General features: G+C 59.6%; 27 protein-coding genes. 15 read left to right on the forward strand and 12 right to left on the reverse strand.

What is annotated here, in order from left to right:
* Positions 1 to 30 precede the first annotated feature (30 nt).
* Both ABH912_RS13330 and ABH912_RS13335 read left to right on the forward strand, forming a co-directional pair.
* Entirely contained in the window at positions 31 to 348 is a 318-nt protein-coding gene (locus ABH912_RS13330) for a helix-turn-helix transcriptional regulator (RefSeq protein WP_033056760.1), read from the forward strand.
* Between the two features lie 11 nt (positions 349 to 359).
* Positions 360 to 620: an XRE family transcriptional regulator gene (locus ABH912_RS13335; RefSeq protein ID WP_429510866.1), complete on the forward strand. Its 261-nt coding sequence runs from the start codon at positions 360 to 362 to the stop codon at positions 618 to 620.
* Between the two features lie 51 nt (positions 621 to 671).
* Here ABH912_RS13335 and ABH912_RS13340 read toward each other — a convergent pair whose 3' ends face one another.
* Entirely contained in the window at positions 672 to 1,730 is a 1,059-nt protein-coding gene (locus ABH912_RS13340; protein ID WP_429510867.1) for an MBL fold metallo-hydrolase, read from the reverse strand.
* A gap of 214 nt (positions 1,731 to 1,944) precedes the next feature.
* On the opposite strand from ABH912_RS13340, the gene ABH912_RS13345 reads away from it, so the two are divergent.
* Both ABH912_RS13345 and ABH912_RS13350 read left to right on the forward strand, forming a co-directional pair.
* The gene (locus ABH912_RS13345) at positions 1,945 to 2,553 is read left to right on the forward strand and encodes a TetR/AcrR family transcriptional regulator (RefSeq protein ID WP_033056763.1); all 609 of its coding nucleotides are present in this window, start codon (positions 1,945 to 1,947) and stop codon (positions 2,551 to 2,553) included.
* Between the two features lie 139 nt (positions 2,554 to 2,692).
* Positions 2,693 to 3,232: a DUF1003 domain-containing protein gene (locus ABH912_RS13350; RefSeq protein ID WP_429510868.1), complete on the forward strand. Its 540-nt coding sequence runs from the start codon at positions 2,693 to 2,695 to the stop codon at positions 3,230 to 3,232.
* Between the two features lie 7 nt (positions 3,233 to 3,239).
* Here the strand turns inward: ABH912_RS13350 and ABH912_RS13355 are convergent, their stop codons facing one another.
* Positions 3,240 to 4,181 (reverse strand): LysR family transcriptional regulator, encoded by a 942-nt coding sequence (locus ABH912_RS13355; RefSeq protein ID WP_429510869.1) that lies wholly within the window; start codon positions 4,179 to 4,181, stop codon positions 3,240 to 3,242.
* Positions 4,182 to 4,196: 15 nt separating this feature from the next.
* Here ABH912_RS13355 and ABH912_RS13360 point away from each other — a divergent pair, with 15 nt between their 5' ends.
* Together ABH912_RS13360 and ABH912_RS13365 are read left to right on the forward strand one after the other, a co-directional pair.
* A complete protein-coding gene (locus ABH912_RS13360; RefSeq protein ID WP_429510870.1) occupies positions 4,197 to 4,904 on the forward strand; it encodes a CTP synthase C-terminal region-related (seleno)protein in 708 nt (235 codons plus the stop codon).
* On the forward strand, positions 4,901 to 5,224 hold the full coding sequence (locus tag ABH912_RS13365; RefSeq protein WP_429510871.1) for an antibiotic biosynthesis monooxygenase family protein: 324 nt from the start codon (positions 4,901 to 4,903) through the stop codon (positions 5,222 to 5,224). Before ABH912_RS13360 ends, ABH912_RS13365 begins: the two co-directional genes overlap by 4 nt.
* Here the strand turns inward: ABH912_RS13365 and ABH912_RS13370 are convergent, their stop codons facing one another.
* A complete protein-coding gene (locus ABH912_RS13370; RefSeq protein WP_429510872.1) occupies positions 5,225 to 5,590 on the reverse strand; it encodes a DUF2025 family protein in 366 nt (121 codons plus the stop codon). It lies immediately after the preceding gene.
* A 234-nt stretch (positions 5,591 to 5,824) separates the two neighbouring features.
* On the opposite strand from ABH912_RS13370, the gene ABH912_RS13375 reads away from it, so the two are divergent.
* The 3 genes from ABH912_RS13375 (at position 5,825) to ABH912_RS13385 (ending at position 8,679) form a co-directional block, all read left to right on the forward strand.
* The gene (locus ABH912_RS13375; RefSeq protein WP_429510873.1) at positions 5,825 to 6,952 is read left to right on the forward strand and encodes a glycerophosphodiester phosphodiesterase; all 1,128 of its coding nucleotides are present in this window, start codon (positions 5,825 to 5,827) and stop codon (positions 6,950 to 6,952) included.
* Between the two features lie 108 nt (positions 6,953 to 7,060).
* The gene (locus tag ABH912_RS13380; protein ID WP_033056770.1) at positions 7,061 to 7,366 is read left to right on the forward strand and encodes a PepSY domain-containing protein; all 306 of its coding nucleotides are present in this window, start codon (positions 7,061 to 7,063) and stop codon (positions 7,364 to 7,366) included.
* A gap of 134 nt (positions 7,367 to 7,500) precedes the next feature.
* The gene (locus tag ABH912_RS13385; RefSeq protein ID WP_429510874.1) at positions 7,501 to 8,679 is read left to right on the forward strand and encodes a GAF domain-containing sensor histidine kinase; all 1,179 of its coding nucleotides are present in this window, start codon (positions 7,501 to 7,503) and stop codon (positions 8,677 to 8,679) included.
* Here ABH912_RS13385 and ABH912_RS13390 read toward each other — a convergent pair.
* Positions 8,676 to 9,113: a hypothetical protein gene (locus tag ABH912_RS13390; RefSeq protein WP_429510876.1), complete on the reverse strand. Its 438-nt coding sequence runs from the start codon at positions 9,111 to 9,113 to the stop codon at positions 8,676 to 8,678. The two genes, ABH912_RS13385 and ABH912_RS13390, sit on opposite strands and share 4 nt — an antisense overlap.
* Positions 9,114 to 9,225: 112 nt before the next feature.
* Complete coding sequence (locus ABH912_RS13395) at positions 9,226 to 10,851, reverse strand: methyl-accepting chemotaxis protein (protein WP_429510877.1); 1,626 nt, start codon at positions 10,849 to 10,851, stop codon at positions 9,226 to 9,228.
* A 303-nt stretch (positions 10,852 to 11,154) separates the two neighbouring features.
* On the opposite strand from ABH912_RS13395, the gene ABH912_RS13400 reads away from it, so the two are divergent.
* Positions 11,155 to 12,177: a transporter gene (locus ABH912_RS13400; RefSeq protein ID WP_429510878.1), complete on the forward strand. Its 1,023-nt coding sequence runs from the start codon at positions 11,155 to 11,157 to the stop codon at positions 12,175 to 12,177.
* A gap of 233 nt (positions 12,178 to 12,410) precedes the next feature.
* Positions 12,411 to 14,024 (forward strand): inorganic phosphate transporter, encoded by a 1,614-nt coding sequence (locus ABH912_RS13405; RefSeq protein ID WP_429510879.1) that lies wholly within the window; start codon positions 12,411 to 12,413, stop codon positions 14,022 to 14,024.
* Between the two features lie 43 nt (positions 14,025 to 14,067).
* Here ABH912_RS13405 and ABH912_RS13410 read toward each other — a convergent pair whose 3' ends face one another.
* On the reverse strand, positions 14,068 to 14,505 hold the full coding sequence (locus ABH912_RS13410; RefSeq protein ID WP_033056777.1) for a multidrug/biocide efflux PACE transporter: 438 nt from the start codon (positions 14,503 to 14,505) through the stop codon (positions 14,068 to 14,070).
* A gap of 90 nt (positions 14,506 to 14,595) precedes the next feature.
* Between ABH912_RS13410 and ABH912_RS13415 the strand changes: the two genes are divergently transcribed.
* On the forward strand, positions 14,596 to 15,450 hold the full coding sequence (locus ABH912_RS13415) for a LysR family transcriptional regulator (RefSeq protein WP_033056778.1): 855 nt from the start codon (positions 14,596 to 14,598) through the stop codon (positions 15,448 to 15,450).
* A 142-nt stretch (positions 15,451 to 15,592) separates the two neighbouring features.
* On the opposite strand, the gene ABH912_RS13420 is transcribed toward ABH912_RS13415, so the two are convergent.
* From ABH912_RS13420 to ABH912_RS13430, 3 genes are all read right to left on the reverse strand, one after another.
* Entirely contained in the window at positions 15,593 to 16,870 is a 1,278-nt protein-coding gene (locus ABH912_RS13420) for an RNA polymerase sigma factor (RefSeq protein ID WP_429510880.1), read from the reverse strand.
* Positions 16,870 to 17,220 (reverse strand): YciI family protein, encoded by a 351-nt coding sequence (locus ABH912_RS13425; protein WP_008151161.1) that lies wholly within the window; start codon positions 17,218 to 17,220, stop codon positions 16,870 to 16,872. The genes ABH912_RS13420 and ABH912_RS13425 overlap by 1 nt, the downstream gene beginning before the upstream one ends.
* A gap of 80 nt (positions 17,221 to 17,300) precedes the next feature.
* Positions 17,301 to 17,726 (reverse strand): YybH family protein, encoded by a 426-nt coding sequence (locus ABH912_RS13430; protein WP_429510881.1) that lies wholly within the window; start codon positions 17,724 to 17,726, stop codon positions 17,301 to 17,303.
* A 141-nt stretch (positions 17,727 to 17,867) separates the two neighbouring features.
* Here ABH912_RS13430 and ABH912_RS13435 point away from each other — a divergent pair, with 141 nt between their 5' ends.
* Together ABH912_RS13435 and ABH912_RS13440 are read left to right on the forward strand one after the other, a co-directional pair.
* Positions 17,868 to 18,353 carry a GNAT family N-acetyltransferase gene (locus ABH912_RS13435; RefSeq protein WP_033056781.1) on the forward strand — a complete coding sequence of 162 codons (486 nt, stop codon included), beginning with the start codon at positions 17,868 to 17,870 and terminating at the stop codon, positions 18,351 to 18,353.
* A 7-nt stretch (positions 18,354 to 18,360) separates the two neighbouring features.
* Positions 18,361 to 18,966 (forward strand): pyridoxamine 5'-phosphate oxidase family protein, encoded by a 606-nt coding sequence (locus ABH912_RS13440; RefSeq protein ID WP_429510882.1) that lies wholly within the window; start codon positions 18,361 to 18,363, stop codon positions 18,964 to 18,966.
* A 136-nt stretch (positions 18,967 to 19,102) separates the two neighbouring features.
* On the opposite strand, the gene ABH912_RS13445 is transcribed toward ABH912_RS13440, so the two are convergent.
* The 3 genes from ABH912_RS13445 to ABH912_RS13455 all read right to left on the reverse strand — a co-directional run bounded on the left by ABH912_RS13445 (position 19,103) and on the right by ABH912_RS13455 (position 20,904).
* Positions 19,103 to 19,591 carry a GNAT family N-acetyltransferase gene (locus ABH912_RS13445; protein ID WP_429510883.1) on the reverse strand — a complete coding sequence of 163 codons (489 nt, stop codon included), beginning with the start codon at positions 19,589 to 19,591 and terminating at the stop codon, positions 19,103 to 19,105.
* Positions 19,592 to 19,688: 97 nt separating this feature from the next.
* The gene (locus ABH912_RS13450) at positions 19,689 to 20,174 is read right to left on the reverse strand and encodes a GyrI-like domain-containing protein (RefSeq protein WP_033056784.1); all 486 of its coding nucleotides are present in this window, start codon (positions 20,172 to 20,174) and stop codon (positions 19,689 to 19,691) included.
* 67 nt (positions 20,175 to 20,241) lie between these two features.
* Positions 20,242 to 20,904, reverse strand: a complete 663-nt coding sequence (locus ABH912_RS13455) for a LysE family translocator (RefSeq protein WP_429510884.1) — start codon at positions 20,902 to 20,904, stop codon at positions 20,242 to 20,244.
* Between the two features lie 139 nt (positions 20,905 to 21,043).
* Between ABH912_RS13455 and alaC the strand changes: the two genes are divergently transcribed.
* Positions 21,044 to 22,261, forward strand: a complete 1,218-nt coding sequence (gene alaC / locus ABH912_RS13460; RefSeq protein WP_429510885.1) for an alanine transaminase — start codon at positions 21,044 to 21,046, stop codon at positions 22,259 to 22,261.
* The last annotated feature ends 126 nt before the right edge of the window (positions 22,262 to 22,387 follow it).

Here is a 22,387-nt window from a genome sequence, read left to right on the forward strand (position 1 = left end):
GAATCAGCACTCTTGAGCCCGGAGAACACCATGGCCTCTCTTGCGATGAAAATCACCCTGGAACGTATCGCCCTTTTCCAATTCACCCCCGCGCATAGCGTTCAGGCCCGAGCGATGCTGGGTTGGAGTGTGGAGGAATTGTCTCGGGAATCCGGGGTTTCGGTTGACGCTATACAGCGATTTGAGGATGAACGCGATGTGCTGGATGTTACGCGGCTGGCGCTGGCCTATCGGTTTGAATCAGAGGGATTGGTGTTCTTCCCGGGGTTCGCGCCGGGTCGAGGGATGAATGTGAAAGGGTCTACGCCTGATCCGGTGGGGCGGGCGGATTATGCGATGGTTGAGTGAGGTGTCAGCGAATGAATGAAGTCGATGGAAGCGACAGCTGTGTTTATGAAGAGCTGGGATATCCCGATGCGGGTGAGATGCGGGCCAAATCTGAGTACGTTATGAAGATTGGCATACTTCTCGAAACCGGTCGGCTGAGTAAGACTGAGGCGGCACAAAAGCTCGGACTGTCTCAGGAGGAGCTGAATGAAATGCTCCGCGGAAAATTTCGCGATTTGACCGTGGCAAAGATCTCGGAATATCTAAACCTGTTACTGGATGAACGCAGCTAGTTTAGTTGTGAAATTCGGGCCGCTCCCGTGTGGCGGCCCGGCGGCACGTTATCAAGCGCTCTGAGGCTCCACCTGATCGCCAACGTTTTCCATCTCCGACCACCAGGCACTCCCCCGCTGCGGATACATCACATTGAACGCCTGACCCATCTGCGGCGTGGTGATCGACACATTCCGCTCCCAGGCCAACGCCAGAATGCGGTCGAAAGGTTCAAACCAGGCATGCATCGACAAATCGAACGTGCCGTTGTGAATCGGTAATAACCAGCGCCCCTTGAGGTCGATGTGCGCCTGCAGGGTTTGCTCCGGCTGCATATGAACATGCGGCCACTCGACGTTGTAGGCACCGGTTTCCATGAGCGTCAGGTCGAATGGGCCGTACTGTTCGCCGATGCGTTTGAAGCCGTCGAAATAACCGCTGTCGCCGCTGAAGAAGATTCGCGTGTCGCCGTCGATCATCACCCACGAGGCCCACAGCGTGCTGTTGCCATCGAACAGACCGCGGCCGGAAAAGTGTTGCGAAGGGGTGGCGATGAACTGAATTCCGTCGACCTCAGTGCCTTGCCACCAGTCCAGTTGTCGGACTTTGCTGGCGTCGATGCCCCATTTGATCAGGGTGTCGCCCACGCCCAGTGGCGTGAGGAAGTACTGGGTCTTGTCCGCCAGTTTGAGCACCGCCTGATAATCGAGGTGGTCGTAATGATCGTGGGACAGGATCACCGCTTCGATCGGCGGCAGTTCTTCGAGGCTGATCGGCGGCTGGTGAAAGCGCTTCGGCCCGGCCCATTGCACCGGTGAGGCGCGCTCGGCGAAGACCGGGTCGGTGATCCAGAATTTGTCCCGCAGTTTCAGCAGTACGGTGGAATGACCGAGACGGTAAACGCTGTGGTTGGGGGCGGCGATCAACGCTGCCTGAGTCAGGGTTTGCACCGGGACAGGCGCCGTCGGGCGGGTGTTACGCGGTTTGTGGAAGATCATGTTCCACATGATGCGCACCATTTTGCGAAAGCCTTCACGTTGCACGGGCGCATGGTTTCGGAAGTGCCCTTCTGCCTGACGGGATGCTTCAGGTGTGGAGGCGTTGTCCGCAGGGGAAGTTGAAGTGGCCATGACTGAATGACTCCAGGAAAACCTCATGATTCGCAGTTTTCCGCTTAAGACGATAAATGGCCAAGGCACGCACGCATCAGCCGGAGATCTATTGTTCACTGCGCAGGATTAACAAAACATTACACTGCACAGTGTAGTTTCTAGGTTGCATCAAACCCGATCACAAGTAAACTGCCAAGTGTAATTCTCCACTTCTTCCTGCCGAAGCGTACTTATGACAGCTCCACAGCGCCTCACCGACCGAAAACGCGAAGCCATCATTCAAGCGGCGATTGCCGAATTCCGTGCCAACGGTTTCGACATCACCAGCATGGACAAGATCGCCGCCACCGCTGGCGTGTCGAAGCGCACGGTGTACAACCATTTCCCCAGCAAGGAAGAGTTGTTCGCCGAAATCCTCAATCAATTATGGGCGCGGGTGACGTCAGAACAGGAAACGCCCTACCACCCTGACCAGCCGCTGCGCGACCAGATGCGCCGGATGCTGATGGCGAAATTGCAGATGCTGGGCGATGACAATTTTCTCGACCTGGCGCGGGTGGCCATCGCCGCCACCATCCATTCCCCTGAGCGCGCCCAGAATATGGTTGCGCGAATGGGTGAGCGCGAAGAAGGCCTGACTGTGTGGATCCGCGCCGCCCAGGCTGATGGCCGTTTGAAACCGATCGCCCCCGAATTCGCTGCACAACAGATTCAGGGAATGCTCAAATCCTTTGCGTTCTGGCCACAGATTTCCATGGGCCTGCCCGGCCTGTCAGCCGAGATGCAGACCACGGTGGTGGATTCGGCGCTGGACATGTTCCTGGCCTGTTATCAGCTCTGAATCGAGTTGCAATAAATGACAAGGTCTGCCGATTTACCGATCACAGGTCGCTCTGAATAAAACACCGCAATGTGTTTCAGAATGAAACTGGCGCTGGGGCTATAGTGAGCCTCAGTCCCAGCGCCATGCAGAGAGCACCATGACCACCACGACCTCCGACACTCAACCCGCCCTCCCCGTTGACCATCTGCGCTTTCATCGCCCCCATGCCCACCTTGCGCCCACGTTCGGCAACGACAAGTTTGCGCTGCGTGCCGAGGCCTTTGCGCGGTTCTTCGGCACGCCGACCTTTCTCGGTGCGCAGACGCTGATCGTGGTGTTATGGGTTTGCCTCAATGTGTTTGGCGTGGCGCACTTCGATCTCTACCCGTTCATCCTGCTCAACCTGGCGTTCAGCCTGCAATCGGCGTATGCCGCGCCGTTGATTCTGCTGGCCCAGACCCGTCAAGCGGCGCGGGATAAAGCCCAGTCCGACGCCGACGCCCTGCACCGCGAAACCCTGGCCGTCGCCAACAGTGAACGTCAGGCGCAAGCGGCGCAGAACACCGCGCAACTGCTGGAGTTGCTCGAACAAAACACCCGGCTCACCGAAATGACCAAGGCCCTCACCGAACGCATTGAAAGCCTGACCTCGGAAATGCATCAACACTTCGTGCGCAAGGATCAGCCGAAGGTTTAGCGCTCGGTCAAGGCAATCGAAGCGCCCGCCCCAGCTCATCGAACAACGTCACCACCGAGCGCAAGGCGCGGCAGTCCGGGCGGGTCAGCAACCAGAGCGCTGTGTCGTAACCGTGTAGCGGCTCACTCAACGGTTGCAGCCCGTCACCGATGAGGAAGTCCGGCAATGCCGCGACACCGAGCCCGGCCCGCACCAACTCAGTCACCGACAACATGCTGTTGCAGCGATAACCCGGTGTGACGCCGGGCAACTGCTGACGGCGCCACGCGACGGTGGGGTGATCGGGAAGGAAGTCGTCCGGGGCGATCCAGGTCAGCGAAGCCAAGTCTTCGGAATCGACCGATTTCAGATACGCCTCGCTGGCGCAGACTCGATACGACACCTGGGCCAATCGCCGGCCTACCAAGTGCTCGGGCGGTGTACGAGTCAGGCGCAAGGCGATATCCGCGTCCCGGCGGCTGAGGTTGGCGAAGTCGTTGGAGGTACTCAACTCGATGGTCAGCGCCGGGTAGCCGGGCATGAACTTCGCCAACGCCGGCAGCAGCAAGCCTTGCAAGACCGAGTCGGTGCAGGTCAGGCGCACCGTGCCGCTGATGACTTCACCGCCCTGCTCCACGCCAATGCGCGCCGCCTCCAGCGCCTGTTCGGCCCGCTCAGCCTGCTCGGCCAGGGTTTGCGCCAACGTGGTGGGCAAGTAGCCGGCGCGGCTCTTTTCGAACAGTTGCTGGCCCAGCGCGGCTTCCAGTCGGCGCACCGCGCGAAACACTGTCGAGACGTCGACTTTCAACAGCGTCGACGCCCGGGCCAGAGAGCCGCCGCGCACCAGCGCGAGGATCAGGGACAGGTCGGGGTAATCCAGTCGATAGTGCGTCGGTGCATTGATCAATTGGGATAACGCCAATATTGAGTGCGTGAACGCCAATTTATAGTGGGTACCAGGAATCAACAAGCGTGGAGCGCACTCATGGAAACCCGCCCAATCCGCATCGCACTGATCGGCGATTACGACCCGCACGTCACCGCTCACCAGGCCATCCCCATCGCCCTCGGCATGGCCGCTGAACAGGCGAAAACAGACGTGCAGTTCCAGTGGCTGGCCACCGACCGCATCGGCACCGATGCGCCATTGGCTGGCTTCGACGGTTTCTGGTGCGTGCCCGCCAGCCCTTACCGCGATATGGACGGTGCGTTGCGGGCGATTCGTTTTGCCCGTGAACAGCAACGGCCGTTTCTTGGCACCTGTGGCGGTTTTCAACACGCCGTACTCGAATACGCCCGACATGTTCTGGGCTGGGAAGATGCCGAACACGGCGAGACATCGCCCGATGCGACGCGAGCGCTGATCACGCCACTGAGCTGTTCCCTGGTGGAGGCCGTCGACAACATTCATCTGGTTGAAGGCTCGTTGATCGCCGAGACATACGATAGCGCTGAGATTGTCGAAGGATATCGCTGCCGCTACGGCGTTAATCCAGCGTTCGAACATGAGTTATTGACCCAACAGTTGTGCGCTGTTGGACACGATGCTTCGGGCGACTTGCGTGCGGTGGAACTCAAAGGGCATCCGTTCTTCGTCGCAACGCTGTTCCAACCTGAACGCGCAGCACTCAAGGGCAAGCTGCCGCCGCTGGTCCGTGGGTTGATCGCAGCTTGCAAGAGGCAGAAGTCATGATCGCCAAGACTCCACCAGCGCCTTACTACGCGGTGATTTTTACCTCCCTGCGCACTGACGGTGATCAGGGTTACGAGCAGGCCGCCACGCGCATGGTCGAACTGGCCCGTGAGCAACCCGGTTTCCTGGGTGTGGAATCGGCCCGGGGTGACGACGGGCTCGGGATTACGGTGTCCTACTGGGCCAACGAAGCGGCGATCCTGGCGTGGAAACATCATCCCGAGCACAGTGAGATTCGCGAACGCGGGCGCTCGACCTGGTATTCGTCTTGCCATACGCGGGTGTGCAAGGTCGAGCGGGCGTATCGGTTTGATCAGTGACTACTTGGCGCTCTGAAGAACGCCACCACAGCCACCGCAACAGCTCTGCACCAGACTGCGAACCGCCGAAATCTCCGGCACTTCCCGCCGATTCATGTACACCCGCAACGGCTCGGTGATGTTGATCCGGTCATCGATATTTTGATCCAGCAACAACTGAATCAACTCACGCTTGAGCGTCATGGCCTGCGCGGAACCTAGGGCCCAGACGAATTCGCTGGTGGGAATAATGCCGTCATCCGCCACGTCCATGCCGAAAGAGTCTTCGCTGAAACGAACGATGTACTGGCCAGTCTTGCGATTGAGGCCGACGAAGCCTTTGAGTTGGTCGGCGGCCTGGCAGATGAGCTCGGAAGTGATGCGCATGATAAACCTCACAGAAGGTCGCAAAGGACCGGTGATCGATGGTTTACACGCAGGGCAAGCGAATGGGCGTTCCCTCTGCCGGGGTAACTGCCGGGGCCAAGAGTACTGCAAAGAAGCGCACAAAAGCGCTGAAAAAATCTGCTTTAAACACGTTTATGTCGGTCTGGCGATAGCGCAAGCGGCGCTCAGTTGTTAAAAGATACGTCTTTGAAAATCTGCGAAAGGACCTCGACCATGCCTGTTACCTTCACCAAGAGTGCCCTGCTGCTGAGTCTGATGCTGGGTCTCGGCCAGGCACAGGCCGCCAGCGAGCCAAGCCCCACCGCGCTGGCCACCCGCATGGGCATTCCGCATCCGGCCGTGATCGCCCACCGTGGCGCGTCCTTCGATGCACCGGAATCCACCGCCGCCGCCTACAAACTGGCCCGCGATCTGGGTGCCGATTACCTGGAACTGGACCTGCAACGCAGCAAGGATGGCGTGCTCTTCGCCCTGCACGACAACAACCTGCAACGCACCACCGACGTCGCCAGCAAATTCCCTGAACGCAAGGACCGCCCGGCCAACGAGTTCACTATCGCCGAGCTGAAAACCCTCGATGCCGGCAGCTGGTTCAACACCGCCTACCCGGATCGCGCGCGTCCTGCGTACGTCGGTCTGAAAGTTCTGACCCTCGACGAAATCATCGACATTGCCCAAGGCAACCCGCTGCACAAACCCGGCCTGTACATCGAAACCAAAGAACCGAAGCAGTTTCCCGGGATCGAGCGCGACCTTAAGGAAAAACTCCAGGATCGCGGCTGGTTGAGCCCGGCCGGTTCGAAACTGGCGAAGAGCGATCTGGCGGTTGGCCAGGGCAAAGGTAAAGTCGTGCTGCAAACCTTCGAGAAAAGCAGCCTCGAACTGCTCGAGAAGGAAATGCCGAAAGTGCCGAAAATCCTCCTGTTGTGGGTCGGCGAAGGCAGCATCGAACCGAAATCCAAAGTGACGTTTGCCGAGTCCGGCGACAAGGACAAAGCCACTTACTACGCCAAACAGCAACCGAAAGACAAAGCCGAATTCCAGCAATGGGTCGAGTACGCCAAAGCCCAGGGCGCGATCGGCACCGGCCCTTCTGCCGCGCTGACCCAGGGTGGTGATCAGAGTTACTCGGATCTGGTGCAACCCTGGATGAACCAATACACCCACGATCAGGGCTTGTTGGTGCACGTGTACACCATCGACGATGCCGTGGATTACCAGAAAGTCATGGACGCCGGCGTCGACGGCATTTTCACCAACCGCGCCAGCGAACTGCTCAAGTTCTACAAACGCCCGGCGGCGGCCAGTGTTGCGCAGTTGCTGCAGAACAACGGTTACTGATGAACGAGGGGCGGTCTTCGCTCAGTCGCGTTGGGAGAATTAAGGGTGGATTAAGTTGCGCCGGTTAGCCTGATCCCACTTAAACAGATCACCCAAGGATAGAACCTCATGAAAACCCTGACCGCCCTGTTCACTGCCGCTGCGCTGACCCTCACCGCTGGCCTGGCCCAGGCCGATGTCCGCGTCGACCAGATCCCTGAGCTGGTCAAAAGCGGCAAGATCAAGCCATTGGAAGAAATGAATCAGGCTGCGCTGAAACTGCATCCGGGTGCGACCATCACCGACACGGATCTGGATAACCATTTCAACAACTATGAATACGAAGTCGAACTGAAAGCCGCTGACGGCACCGAGTGGGACGTGGATTTCGATGCCGCCACCGGCAAAGTCCTGAGCGACAAACAAGACACCTGATGCACAAACACCAAGCCGCACGATCTTCGGATCGTGCGGCTTTTTTGCACGTCAAATTCAGGTAATCAAGTCGCGCCAACGCCGCGTGAGCCCGCTAGAATCCCACCACACCATTCATACAGGGATAGATTGAAATGGGGCAAGCAGCGGCAGCAGACATCGCCATGATCGGTCGGATCAGCGCGGTGCCGGCGATTCTTCAAGTGATCCGAGAACTGACGGGCCTGCGCTTCGCCGCCGTGGCCCGGATCACCGAACATTCGTGGACAGCCTGTGCGGTACTCGACCAGCTGAATGTCGGTTTGCAGGTCGGCGATGAGCTGGATCTTGTCACGACCCTGTGCCACGAAATTCGTCAGGCGCATCATTCGGTGGTCATCGACAAGGCCAGTGATGACCTGCTTTACCGCGATCACCACCCCCCTCGCCTCTATCCGTTCGAAAGCTACATCGCCGTGCCGATTGTCCGCACCGACGGACGCCTTTTCGGCACCCTCTGCGCACTTGATCCCAATCCTGCCCCCCTCAAATCCAGCACGATCCAGAGCACCATGGAATCCTTCGCCCGGATGCTGGCGCTGCAAATCGAGGCCGAAGAAAACCTGCAAAAGACCGAAGCAGCGCTGAGGAAGGAACGGGAAACCGCCGAACTGCGCGAACAGTTCATTGCCGTGCTCGGGCATGATCTGCGCAACCCCTTGTTCGCCATCAGCGCCGGCGCTGAAATGTTCCTGCGCAAACTACCCGATCCGGCGAATCAGCAGCGGGCCCGGCACATCCTCACCAGCGCCCGACGTGCGGCCAAACTGGTCGATGACGTTCTGGATTTCGCTCGCGGCTCTTGGGGACGTGGCATTCCCGTGAACATCAAGCCGTGCCCGGATCTCGAGGATGCATTGCGGCGTGTGATTTCTGAAGTTCAGAGCGTCCATCCCGGCCGTACCCTTCAATCGTCCATCGGCGACCTGCACAGCGTTCAGTGTGATCGCGAGCGGGTCGCACAGTTACTCTCCAATCTGGTGGCGAACGCGGTTGCACATGGCGATCCCGACGGCCCGATCGATATCAGCGCGCAGATCAATGAAGGACAGTTCGTGCTGAGCGTGAACAATCAGGGGTTGATTGCGGAGGATACGCTGCCCCATCTGTTCCGGCCTTACTCGCGATCGGCCAGCGGAACACCGCAGGCCGGCCTCGGGTTGGGGTTATACATTGCCAGTCAGATTGCGCAGTCCCATGGCGGAAAACTGGACGTGGTTTCGACCGAGCAACAGGGCACGACGTTTACTTTCAGCCTTCCAATCCGGACTTAAGCGGTCGTACTGACCAAGGAGCCGGAAGTACTGCCACCCTCATCCTGCAACGCCTGCAACAACGCTGCCGTCGCGGTCTGCAACGAAGCTGAAGTGGCCGCCATCTGCGACTGAACCGCCGCGACGTCCGCCGCTTTGGCTTCGGCGCTTTCCTGTTTGGCCTGCGCCGCTTGCAGTTGCTGCTGTTGTTCCTGCAATTGCTTTTGCAGCTCGGCGATCTGCTTGCGCAGCTCTTTCACCGTATCGGATTCTTCGCTGCTGCTGGCACTGCTGCCGCTCGCTGCAGGGGCGCCACCAGCGGATACCTTGGTGGTGTCGCTGGACGCCTCAGCGGTTGCCGTGACCGACGTGTCTTCGGTGCTGTCGCTGACAGCAGTCTTGTTCGAAGCAGTCGTGGCCGTCGGGGGGATCGAAACGGATGTGATGCTGACCATGGCGGTTCTCCATTGGGTTTATAGGATTACCGTGGTCATCGACATCGACACTGCGGACTTGAGATCGACTGTGTACCGACTCGGTAAGCAAACCGGTACACAGCCATTCCCGTTATGCGCTTAAACGTGCCGTTACTTCATTCAACTGCCCCGACAACCCGTGCAGGTTGTGGCTGGCCGCTTCGGTGCGCTGCACGTTGTCCAGATTGGTGCTGGCGATGCTGGTGATCTCGGTGAGGTTGCGCGAGATGTCTTCGGCCACCGACGTCTGCTCTTCCGCGGCGGTGGCGATCTGGCGGTTCATGTCGCGGATGGCTTCCACGGCAAGGGTGATGCGCTCCAGCATGGCGCCAGCCTGAGTCACTTGCTCGACACTTTCCTCACTGCGTGACTGACCGCTTTCAATAGCCTGAGCGGCGTCCACCGCACCGGTTTGCACCGTTTGAATGATCTGGTTGATCTCGATGATCGACGCCGCCGTGCGCTGGGCCAGGCTGCGGACTTCATCGGCCACCACCGCAAAACCGCGCCCGGCTTCACCGGCACGGGCTGCTTCGATGGCGGCGTTGAGCGCCAGCAGATTGGTTTGCTCGGCGATGCCGCGAATCACTTCCAGTACCTTGCCGATGCGCCCGCTGTCGGTTTCCAGACGACGGATGACCGTGGCGGTATTGGCGATTTCGCCGCGCATTTGGGTGATGGTGTGAATGGTGCCCTGCATGACCTTTTCGCCCTGCTGGGCGGACTGGTCGGCATCATCGGCGGCACGTGCCGCATCGGCTGCGTGACGTGCGACTTCTTGTGCGGTAGCAGACATTTCGTTCATCGCCGTGGCCACCTGATCGGTGCGGTTGAACTGCTCGTTAGTGCCGCTGGCCATCAGGGTGGCGATGGAATTCAGCTCACCGCTGGCACTGTCCAGATCCTTGGCGCTGCGCTGTAAACGGCTGAAGGTTTCGGCGAGGAAGTCGCGCAAGGTGTTGGCCGCTACCGCCAACCTGCCCAACTCATCCTGACGGGTGCTGGCCACGCGTTCGGCAAACTTGCCTTGGCTGAGTTGCGCCACGTATTCGATCAGTTTGCGAATCGGTTCGACCAGGTTGCGGTTGATCAGCCACAGGCTCAACAACCCGATCAGCAGACCCGAGACGAGCATCACTATGATCCCCAGCAACACGGTGCGGTCGGCTTCGGCGCTGATCAGTTTCGATTGCTCGGCACCCTGCTTGCGCAGTTCGCTGACCAACTCGCTCATCTGATCGCTGGTTGCGCGGTCCACACCTTTGACCGCCGTGTCGCCAGCCGTTGGGTCGGCGCCTGCCGCCACGTAGGCGTCACGGCCCTTCTGATAAGCCGCGCCTAACAGACGATGTTCGTCCCGCAGGCGTTCGATACGAGTCTTGAGTGACGGCTCGATACCCTTCTGTCCGGCCAGTTCACCGAGGATGCCCTGCACGTCGCGCTGACGGTCTTCGAATTGCTTCCAGTATTTGTCCAGGTCCGCAGGCTGCTTGCCGCGTAGCAGGACGTTTTTCCACTCCTGTACCTGCACCTTGAATTGCAGGTTGGCTTCATCGATCAATTGCGAGGTGTGCAGTGGGCCTTCGACCAGATTCGCGTAGTTCTGAACACCGCTGGACAGAAAGTGAAAGCAGGCCAGGGCGATCAGCAGCATCGCGAACAGACTGCCGCTCAGCAGGGCGAGAATTTGCGCTCTCAAGGACTTTTGCAAAAACATCGGGAGGTACTCATGACAGGAATGAGGCACGCCGCAACAAGGCGTGAAAGGTGTCCGGACATCCCTGTCTGCGACCTTGGTTCGTGGCCAAAGCCGTGCAAGTTAACGTCAGCGTAATCGGCGTCCCAGAGCGGTTCTTGAATGAAATCCGACCATCGGTACGGCCACTATTTTGCCGCCATCCAACTGTCACAAAACCGTCAAAACTCCTTGCGATGATGCGGCTCAAGTGAACCTGCAAAATCCGCCGTAACGCGACCTGCTACACAAAGTGACCGACAGCGCCTCCTTCAGTGAGACCTCATGAACCACAGCATCGACCAAAGTCATCGCGACACGGACCTGTTCGGTCTGCTGTACGGTTTCAGTTTTCGCCCCGGCGAGCGCGGGCGGGAGCTCGATTCGGCCAAGGCCTTGCAGTGCCTGCAACATCCCGGCGACAACGACGAATTTCTCTGGCTGCACCTGAATCTGGCTCATGCGGCGTGCGAGCGCTGGATGAAAAGCCATCTGGAATTGCCCGACGAGTTTTTCGAAGCGCTGCATGAGGGCTCCCGTTCGACGCGCATCGAGCATGTGGATTCGGCGTTGCTGGCGGTGGTCAACGACGTGGTATTCAACCTCAGCAGCATGGTCTCGTCCGATGTTTCGACGCTGTGGGTTTGCGCCCGCAGTCGGCTGATCATCAGCGCACGGCTGCAACCGCTGCACTCGGTGGACAAGCTGCGCTCGTCGGTGAAGGCCGGTGAGTGCTTTCGCTCGCCGCTGGAATTGCTGGTGCATCTGCTGCGCGATCAAGGCGAAGTGCTGACCCAGATCGTGCGCAAGACCAGCCTCAGTGTCGACCAGATCGAAGATGAGCTGCTGTCCTCGCGGCTGTCGACTAATCGTGCTGAGCTGGGCGCCAACCGACGGGTGCTGGTGCGCCTGCAACGCTTGTTGGCGCTGGAACCGGGCTCGTTGCTGCGCCTGCTCAATCGCCCGCCGCAGTGGTTGCAAAAGGAGGACGTCAAGGAGCTGCGCAAGTCCACCGAGGAGTTCGCGCTGATCATCAACGACCTCACGGCGCTGGGCGAACGGATCAAGCTGTTGCAGGAAGAAATCGCCGCCAACCTCAACGAACAGAGCAACCGCACGCTGTTCACCCTGACCGTGGTCACGGTGCTGGCGTTGCCGATCAACATCATCGCCGGGTTCTTTGGCATGAACGTCGGTGGGGTGCCGCTTTCCGGCGACCCGGAAGGGTTCTGGATTCTGGTGGCATTGGTCGCGACGTTTACCGTGATCGCCGGGCGTTGGGCGTTTCGCAAGCGCCAGGATTATTGAACATCCCACCACCACCGTCCCGTAGGAGCGAGGCTTGCCCGCGAATGAAGCGCCTCGGTTTAACTGAATGACCGCGTTATCGTTCTTCGCGGGCAAGCCTCGCTCCTACGGGGACGGGGTGGACTCGGATCAACGGATCTGTAAAAACCCAAAACACTGACCCAGCGCAGCTTCCCTGTAACATTCAGCAACGATCATGGGCGACACTCCTTCTTCCCTCAGGATTGTCCGTCATGGCTACTCCTTCCTTCACCGCCGCCCAGGCGCCCGCCCGTAGCGCCAAACCGCAACTCGATAAAAAGCCCAGCTTATTGACCATCGTTATTTTCTTCGCCGTGCTGGGCAGCGGGCTGTTGTTCACCGCCTACAGCCTGATGCACGACATGAGCGAACTCGGCACCGTGGTCACCACCTGGACGCCGTTTCTGCTGTTGGGCGTGGCGCTGCTGATTGCCCTCGGCTTTGAGTTCGTCAACGGTTTCCACGACACCGCCAACGCGGTGGCCACGGTGATTTACACCAACTCCTTGCCGCCGAATTTCGCGGTGGCCTGGTCCGGGTTCTTCAACTTCCTCGGGGTGCTGTTGTCCAGCGGCGCGGTGGCGTTCGGCATCATCGCCCTGCTGCCGGTGGAGCTGATTCTGCAAGTCGGTTCCTCCGCCGGTTTCGCGATGATCTTCGCCCTGTTGATCGCCGCGATCCTGTGGAACCTCGGCACCTGGTGGCTGGGCTTGCCGGCGTCTTCGTCGCACACCCTGATCGGCTCGATCATCGGCGTCGGCGTGGCCAATGCCCTGATGCACGGTCGTGACGGCACCAGCGGTGTGGACTGGGCGCAGGCAACCAAAGTCGGCTATGCGCTGTTGCTGTCGCCGCTGATCGGCTTCGCGTTTGCCGCGCTGTTGCTGCTGGCCTTGCGTGCTTTCGTGAAGAATCGTGCGCTGTATAAAGCACCGAAGGGTGACACTCCGCCACCGTGGTGGATTCGCGGCATGTTGATCCTGACGTGCACTGGCGTGTCTTTCGCCCACGGTTCCAACGATGGCCAGAAAGGCATGGGCCTGATCATGTTGATTCTGGTCGGCACGCTGCCGATGGCTTACGCGCTGAACCGCACCATGCCGGCAGACCAGGCGCTGCAGTTTGCCGCCGTGGCCGAAGTCACCCAGCAAGCGCTGGTCAAAAGTGCGCCGCTGCCAGCGCCGGCCGACCCGCGTCCGGTGCTGTCCGATTACGTGCGCAGCAAGGAAGTCACGCCGCAACTGATCCCCGCCCTCGCCGCGTTGACCGGCAACATCGGTAACGAAGTGAAGGGCTACGGCTCGCTCTCAAAAGTCCCGGCCGAGGCCATGGGCAACGTGCGTAACGACATGTACCTGACCAGCGAAACCATTCGCCTGATGGACAAAAACAAGGTCGGCAACTTCGACGCCGACACCACCGGCAAACTGCAACTGTTCAAGCAGCAGATCGACAACGCCACGCGGTTCATTCCGCTGTGGGTAAAAATCGCGGTGGCCATCGCCCTGGGGTTGGGCACCATGGTCGGCTGGAAGCGCATCGTGGTGACGGTCGGCGAGAAGATCGGCAAGACCCACCTGACGTATGCGCAAGGCGCCTCGGCGGAAACCGTCGCGATGCTGACCATCGGCGCGGCAGACATGTTCGGCCTGCCGGTCTCAACCACGCACGTGTTGTCTTCGGGCGTGGCCGGGACCATGGTCGCCAACGGCGGTGGCTTGCAGATGAAGACCATCCGCAACCTGCTGATGGCCTGGGTGTTGACCTTGCCGGCGGCGATTCTGTTGTCGGGCAGTTTGTATTGGTTGTTCACCCGGTTGTTCTGAGATCAGGTGGTGTTTTTGTAAACGCCACCAAGATCTTTTGCTTTTATCCCGAGACAGCCTGGCGCATCACCACCCGCTCGCGCACCACGTCATAGACCCAGTGGTAGACGTAGGTGTACGGCAGGAAAAACAGCAACACGCCGATATCCAGCACGAACGCTTGCCACAGGCTGACCTTCAGCCACCAGGCTATCAACGGCACACCCACCGCGACCAGACCGCCTTCGAACAACAGCGCATGGACTACACGTACCCACGCGTTGTGCGCGATGTCGTAGTGTTGGAGCGCACGGTCGAACAATCCGTTGAAGATCACGTTCCAGACCAGGGCGAGTGCCGCGAGAGCCATGGTCACGAGGCCCATGTCGAGCATCGGTTTGTCCATGATCCACGCCAGCAACGGGGTACAGATCAGGATGGCCAGCAATTCGAAACCAATGGCCTGGAAAATACGTTCAGTGATGGATTTGTTGGCGCTCATGGCCAGACTCCTCTGAGTGACTGTGGTTGCCATGATCCTTCTTCACACCGATACTTCATAACCAATAACCATCGATCAAGGCGATAGTTCATGGCCTCTCAAGAAGTGTTGCAGGCGTTTGTGCAGGCAGCGACTCAAGGCTCGTTTTCCGCCGCAGCGCGCAAACTGGGCCGCAGTCAGTCGACCATCAGCGCCGCCGTGGCCAGCCTTGAAATCGACTTGAACCTGACTCTGTTCGACCGCAGCAGCCGAAAACCGAGCCTGACCCCGGCCGGGCACGTGATGCTGCAACGGGCCGAGGAAATCCTGGCCGCCACCAGCCGACTGGAAATGACTGCCAGCCAATTGTCCCAAGGGGTCGAGCCAAAACTGACCGTGGCGATTTCAGACACGTATCAGTCCGACCGCTTCGAAGCGGCGCTCAGTGCCTTCGAGCAGCGTTATCCGGATCTGGAACTTGAATGCCTGATCGCCGAGTGCGATGACCTGGTGGCCCTGGTGCAACGGGGTCGGGCGCATGTCGCCTTCGCCGAAAAGCAAGACAGTTACCCGCCGGACCTGGTCAGTTCGACCGTGGAAGAACGAACCGAAATTGCCCTGTTCGTGTCCCGCGAGCATCCGTTGGCGGCGCTGAACCACATCGATCAAGACGTGCTGCAACAACACCGGGAGCTGCGTCTGGCGACGATCGTCAATCCGTATGAAAGCCGTGCGAAGGGGCGCGTCTGGTCGGCGCCGAGTTATCTGATGCTGCTGGAAATGGCCCAGGGCGGATTCGGCTGGGCGCCGTTGCCGCGGTGGCTGGTGGAGCGGTTTGGGCCAGGGACGTTGCAGGAACTGGACGTGCGCGGCTGGCCGAAACCGGTGTTCGTCGATGCACTGTGGTCGCGGCTGCATCCGCCAGGGCCGGCGGGGAGTTGGTTGCTTGGCAAGATGCTGGAATAGCGTTGGCGATGGTAAGGGCCACCCCTCACCCCAGCCCTCTCCCCACGGGGGAGAGAGGGAAAGGGAGCTCGATCTCCATAGTTTTCAGAACCTGAGTTCGACTCGATTTTTCAGGTCGATGTAACTCGAAAGAACACCTCGGTCAGTCCCCTCTACCCCCTGGGGATAGGGTTAGGGTGAGGGGTCGATCTAACTCCCGCAACCGGGCCTCAATAAACCGCCGCTCCGGAACTTGCTGCGTCAACTCCGACGCCCGCTCATAAGCCGCCCGCGCCTCATCAATCCTTCCCAGCTGCCGACAAAACTCCGCCCGCGCCGCGTGCGCCAAGTGGTAATCCAGCAAATCACCCCGCGCCAGAATCCCTTCAACCAACGTCAGCCCCGCCAACGGCCCATCCCGTTTGGAGATCGCCGCCGCACGGTTCAGTTCGATCACTGGCGAAGGCGCCGCCCGCAACAGCACGTCATACAGACCCACAATCTCCCGCCAGTCCGTTTCCGCCGCCGTGGGCGCTTCGGCATGCGACGCCGCTATCGCTGCTTGCAGGCAATAAGGACCGAATTGCCGAGTCGTCAGCGCCCGCTCCACCAGTGCGCAACCTTCTTCGATCATCGAAGCGTCCCACAACGAACGGTCTTGCTCATCCAGCACGATCAACTCCCCGCTCGCCGACGTCCGGGCCGGGCGTCGGGACTCATGCAACAGCATCAGCGCCAGCAGCCCCATCACCTCGGGTTCGGGCAACAGTTCCATCAACAGGCGACCGAGCCGAATCGCCTCGCGGGTCAAATCCTCACGGGTCAGTTCCGCGCCCATGGACGCGGAATAGCCTTCGTTGAACACCAGGTAAATCACCCGCAGCACGCTGTCCAGGCGCTCGGGCAATTCCGCCAGGGTCGGCACTTGATAAGGAATTTTCGCGTCACGGATTTTTGCTTTAGCCCGCACGATGCGCTGGGCGATGGTCGCTGGCGCCGACAGAAAGGCCCGGGCGATTTCTTCCGTGGTCAGGTCGCAGACTTCCCGCAGTGTCAACGGCACCTGGGCGTCCGCCGCGAGTGCCGGGTGGCAACAGGTGAAGATCAGGCGCAGGCGATCGTCTTCCACGTCTTCGTCACTCCAGTCGGCCTGCTCCAGCGCCTCCAGTTGAGCGATCAACATCGGTTGCGACGCGATGAAGCGTGCACGTCGACGCAACACATCGATGGCCTTGAAGCGCCCCGTGGACACGAGCCAGGTACGCGGATTGTCCGGCACACCGTCACGCTGCCAGCGCTCGACCGCGACGAAAAACGCCTCGTGCAAGGCTTCTTCGGCGAGGTCAAAATCGCCGAGCAAACGGATCAGGGTCGCCAGAATCCGCCGTGAGTCCTCGCGGTAAACCTGCTCAACCTGCGCCCGTACCGACTCGGCCGACATCAGGCGCCGGGATTCAACTGACGAACGGGACGCACCTCGACACAGCCGACCCGGGCCGCCGGAATATTGCCGGCAACCTGGATGGCTTCATTCAGGTCCTTGGCATCGATCAGGTAGAAGCCGGCCAATTGCTCCTTGGTTTCGGCGAACGGGCCGTCGGTGATCGACATTTTCCCGTTGCGCATACGCACGGTCGTCGCGGTCTGCACCGACTCCAGCGCCTCGGCGGCGACCATTCGACCGCTGCCCTGAATCGCCTCGGCGTAGGCCATGCATTCCGCGTCATTCGGGCTTTCGGGCAGCGAGTGCAACTCGTGCTCGTTGCTGTAGACCAGGCATAAATACTTCATGGGGCTCTCCTGAATCGAACGGATCAACTATGGCTGCTGATTGACGCTTTCGCGACATTCCCGACGAATCGGCCTGACGGTCAGGGTTCCAGGTTGAACAGCGCCGTGCCGCTCATCATGTCGAACGGGGCCGACCAGTGTTCGTGGACGATGCGCCAGTGCCCATCGTCGCGCCGATAGCAGGCGGTCACGCGCATCCAGCAAGCTTGGGTTTCGCCCTTCTCGTTGGTGCCGCCGCAATGGGCCAGCCAATGGGCGAAGGCGATGTGCTCGTCCGCGACGATGTTCATATGGTCGAAGTCGAACTTGTGCGCGCCCTGGCACATTTCCATGCATTCCTGCCAATGCGCGCGGTAGGCGGCCTTGCCCCGGAATTGCAGGGCTTTGACAGCGTCATAGGAGACGATGTCCTCGGCGTACAGGGGCATGAGTTTCTCGATATCCTTGGCGATGACCGCCTGACGATAGGTGTCGATCAGGGCCTGGATTTCGTGGGTAGCGTTCATGGTGGTTCTCCGTGGTTTTTGTTGTGAAGACACCCTTAGTCGTCTGGCGAAAAGCCAAATCGACAGTCAAATAAAAAATAATCCATGGGCGCAAACTCGTTAGAATTCGAAACACATTTATGTTGGAAAAAGGACACTCCAGTGACAGCCCGACTCGTGCCTTACGACAGCCTGAACGCGCTCCAGCGCCAGCAGGTCGAGGCCATTGAAGTTCATAAAGAACAAATCAGGTTCTCCGGCGACATCCACGGTGCGTTGCACACCTTGCTGTCCAAACCCGGCCCCGGCGTCAAAGGATTCGCGCTACTGGTCGAGGATATTCCCGTAGCCTTTCTCCTGCTCAAGCGTCCGCCCGTATTGCCAGCGTGGGCCGATGAACACAGTGCCACCCTTCACGCACTGCAAGTCGATCATCGGGCTCAGGGCAAAGGCTATGGCAAGGCCTGTCTGCAAGCCCTGCCCGAGGTGGCGCGTCAGGCGTTTCCGGAAATAAAGGGGCTGGAGTTGTCGGTGGATGCGGATAACGCATCGGCCATCGCGCTCTACGCAAAATTCGGCTGGGTCGACAGTGGCGAAGCCTACAGGGGCCGGATCGGTTACGAACGGCGCATGGGTCTGATTTTCTGAGGTGGTTATGCTCAACAGCATCGAAGAACTGGAAGCCCTCTACGGCCAGCCCCACGACCGCGCCGTGCGCAAGCAGATCCCTTTTCTGAACGAGGACTACCAAGCGATGGTCCGCACCTCGCCGCTGGTGATCATCAGCTCGGTGGGGCCTGACGGGATGGACGGTTCGCCGCGGGGCGACACGCCGGGTTTCGTGCGGATCATTGATGAACGCACCCTGGCGATCCCGGATCGGCCGGGCAACAACCGCATCGACACGCTGCGTAACGTCGTGCTCGATTCGCAGGTGTCGCTGTTGTTCATCATTCCAGGGATTGGCGAAACGTTGCGGGTTAACGGCACAGCACAGATCAGCGCCGAGCCTGGGTTGCTGGAGAGCTTTGCGGTGAATGGCAAACCGGCGCGCACGGTGATGCTGGTGACGGTGGAAGCGGCGTTTTTTCACTGTTCGAAAGCAATCGTGCGCTCAGACTTGTGGAACCCTGAAAAACATCTGGAGCGCTCGGCACTGCCGACGGCGGGTGCCTTTCACAAGCGGTTGAACGATGGGCAGTTCGATGCCGAGACGTATGACCGGGAAGCGCCGGCCAGGGTGCGCGACAGCCTCTACTGACACAACGCCCCCCTGTAGGAGCTGTCGAGTGCAACGAGGCTGCGATCTTTTGATTTTGGTGGTTTTGAAGCTGCTGAAGATCAAGATTAAAAGATCGCAGCCTCGTTGCACTCGACAGCTCCTACAGGGGTCGTGTTTACAGGTTCAGGATCATCTCATGCCACGCCATCCCGCCATGGTCAGACGCTGAAGGCTTGATGTAGGCAAAGCCAAACCCGGCATACAGCGGAATGTGCTGCTCCTTGCACATCAGATGGATGCTGGTCTTGCCCAACACCCGCATCCGCTCGATGAATTCGCCCATCAACCGTTTCGCCAGGCCCTGGCCCTGATAATCCGGGTGCACCACCACCGACATGATCACCACGTGCGGGCCGGCCGGGTCGTGGCCGATCAGTTCCTTGAACGCCTCGTCCGACATTTCTACCTGAAACGCCGCACCGGAATTGATGAAGCCGGCTACAACGCCATCGACTTCGGCCACGATGAAACCTTCGGGCCAGGTGGCAATGCGCGTGGCGATTTTTTCGCGGGTGGCGGCTTCGTCGCCTTCGTAGGCAACGGTTTCGATGGCGTAGCAGCGATCCAGATCAGCAGGTGTGACGTGGCGGATGACGGTGTTCATGGCAGCTCGAAATCAGCGAGGGAATGGCTGGGGATCATAAATCAGCGCCACCACGACATCGAGAGGCGAATCACCGATCCGCCTCCCGATGCAGTCATTACGGTTTGAGTGGCAGCCAGATTTCCAGCACGCCGGTGTTGAGCTTCGGGTTGAAGTCTTCGCTGTAGCGTTCGAATTCCGGCGCGTCCGCCGCCTGATAACCGGACTGCGGCAGCCAGGTTTTCCAGATGTACTGGAAGGTCTGGGGCAACTGATCGAGAGAGCCCTTGTGCTCGAAGACGGCGTAGTGCTGAGGTTGAACCTCAACCCAGCGGTACTTTTCGGGCAGGTCGTCGAGCTTGCTGATTTCAACGCCAGCAATGTATTCGAAGCCACCCTTGCCATCTGGATTGCAGCAGATGCCGTAGGTCACTTCGCTTTTTTGACCGGGAATTTTGCCAATCTCGGGAATGAATTTCTCCCAGAGATCGGGAATGCCTTTAGTCGTATCTGCAGTAAATCGTCCGCCGAGCCCTGCGATGAGCAGGAAGTGCCCGTGTTCGAAGCGTGGCTTGGCGGTTTCGACGCCTGTTTGCTCATCCATGACTCAACTCCTGGAACAAAAAAGTGGGTTCGGCTGGGAGTATAGAAGCCAAACCCGATTCGCCCAATTACAGTGCGTGCAACTGCTCGACGGCACCTGCGCCGACGAACTCGTTATAACCCGATAGGATCACGTAGACCGCGAAATAGCAGAAGATCGCTGCCGATGCCATATAGGAGTAGCGCAACAGTTTGTCCCCCAGCAACTTGCCGCCGTGACTCGCTGCGAAGCACAAAGCCACGCACCAGAGCAGCCCGGCACAGAGAAATCCGCCAAGAAACAGCGCCGAGCTGAGGGCGCCACCGCCGCCGGAACGAGCGATCAATGTGCCGCCCACCGCCGCGAACCAGAGAATGGCGCTGGGTGAAGACATGGCGAGGAAGATCCCGCGGAAAAACTCCCGTCGATGGGAGTTCTGCCCCACCTCCTCGGCCTGCGCCAGGACCGCCTCATGGTGAATCGCCGAATAGATCATCTTCGCCGCGAAGTACAGCAACAGCGCCGAACCTCCGATCCACAGCACCCAGCGCACCGTTTCGTATTGCAACAAAACGGTCATCCCGGCCAAGGCCAGCACGGCGTAGATCAGGTCACCGACACACGTCCCCAAACCCAGCGCAAAGCCTTGAAAATAGCCGCGCTGCATCGCCAACGTGATCATCGCGATGTTGGCCACGCCGATGTCCAGGCACAGCGAAAGGCTCAGCAAGAAGCCACTGGTAAATTCCATCAACCGATTTCCTTCGGACAAATTTGTTTACATAGTCGCTGGACAGTTTGCCACATCAGCCCTTACATTCCGCCACAGGTCACCGCAGTGACCAGCGTCGCTCGGACGGTTCCGGGCGCTCACGTTATCCGAGGCAACAATGGCTAACCCAGGTTCGCCGCGCCGCTTTGCGCGCATAGATCGACTCCCCCCTTACGTATTCAACATCACTGCCGAGCTGAAGATGGCCGCCCGTCGTCGTGGCGAAGACATCATCGACTTCAGCATGGGCAACCCTGATGGCCCTACTCCGCCGCACATCGTCGAAAAACTGGTGACCGTCGCCCAGCGCGAAGACACTCACGGCTACTCGACGTCCAAGGGCATTCCGCGTCTGCGCCGGGCGATTTCCAATTGGTACAAGGATCGCTACGAGGTCGACATCGACCCGGAAAGCGAAGCCATCGTCACCATCGGTTCCAAGGAAGGCCTGGCGCATTTGATGCTGGCCACCCTCGACCAAGGCGACACCGTTCTGGTGCCGAACCCGAGCTACCCGATTCACATCTACGGCGCGGTGATTGCCGGCGCCCAGGTGCGTTCGGTGCCGTTGATTCCGGGCGTGGACTTCTTCGCCGAACTGGAAAGCGCCATTCGCGGCTCGATTCCGAAACCGAAAATGATGATCCTCGGCTTCCCGTCGAATCCCACTGCTCAATGCGTGGAACTGGATTTCTTCGAGCGGGTGATCGCCCTCGCCAAGCAGTACGACGTTTTGGTGGTGCACGACCTGGCTTACGCCGACATCGTCTACGACGGCTGGAAAGCCCCGTCGATCATGCAAGTACCAGGCGCCAAGGACATCGCGGTGGAGTTTTTCACCCTGTCCAAGAGCTACAACATGGCGGGTTGGCGCATCGGTTTCATGGTCGGCAATGCCGAACTGGTCAACGCCCTGGCGCGGATCAAGAGCTACCACGACTACGGCACGTTCACCCCGCTGCAGGTCGCGGCGATTGCGGCTTTGGAAGGCGATCAGCAGTGCGTCAAGGACATCGCCGAGCAGTATCGGCAGCGTCGCAACGTGCTGGTCAAAGGCCTGCATGAACTGGGCTGGATGGTCGAGAACCCGAAAGCGTCGATGTATGTCTGGGCGAAGATTCCTGAGGCATATGCGCACTTGGGCTCGCTGGAGTTCGCCAGGAAACTGCTGGCCGAGGCCAAGGTTTGTGTTTCACCGGGCGTAGGGTTTGGTGAGTATGGGGATGATCACGTGCGCTTTGCGCTGATCGAAAACCAGGACCGGATTCGTCAGGCCGTACGCGGGATTCGCGGGATGTTCCGGGCGGATGGGTTGGTACCGAAAACTAACGGTTAACACATAACCTGTAGGAGTGAGCCTGCTCGCGATGAGGCCATCACCTCCAATTGAGGTGTGAACTGGCGCCACCGCTATCGCGAGCAGGCTCACTCCTACAATGGTGATGTCTTGAGTCATGAAATC

Source organism: Pseudomonas sp. BT76 TE3572 (assembly GCF_050435365.1).
GTDB lineage: Bacteria > Pseudomonadota > Gammaproteobacteria > Pseudomonadales > Pseudomonadaceae > Aquipseudomonas > Aquipseudomonas fluorescens_W.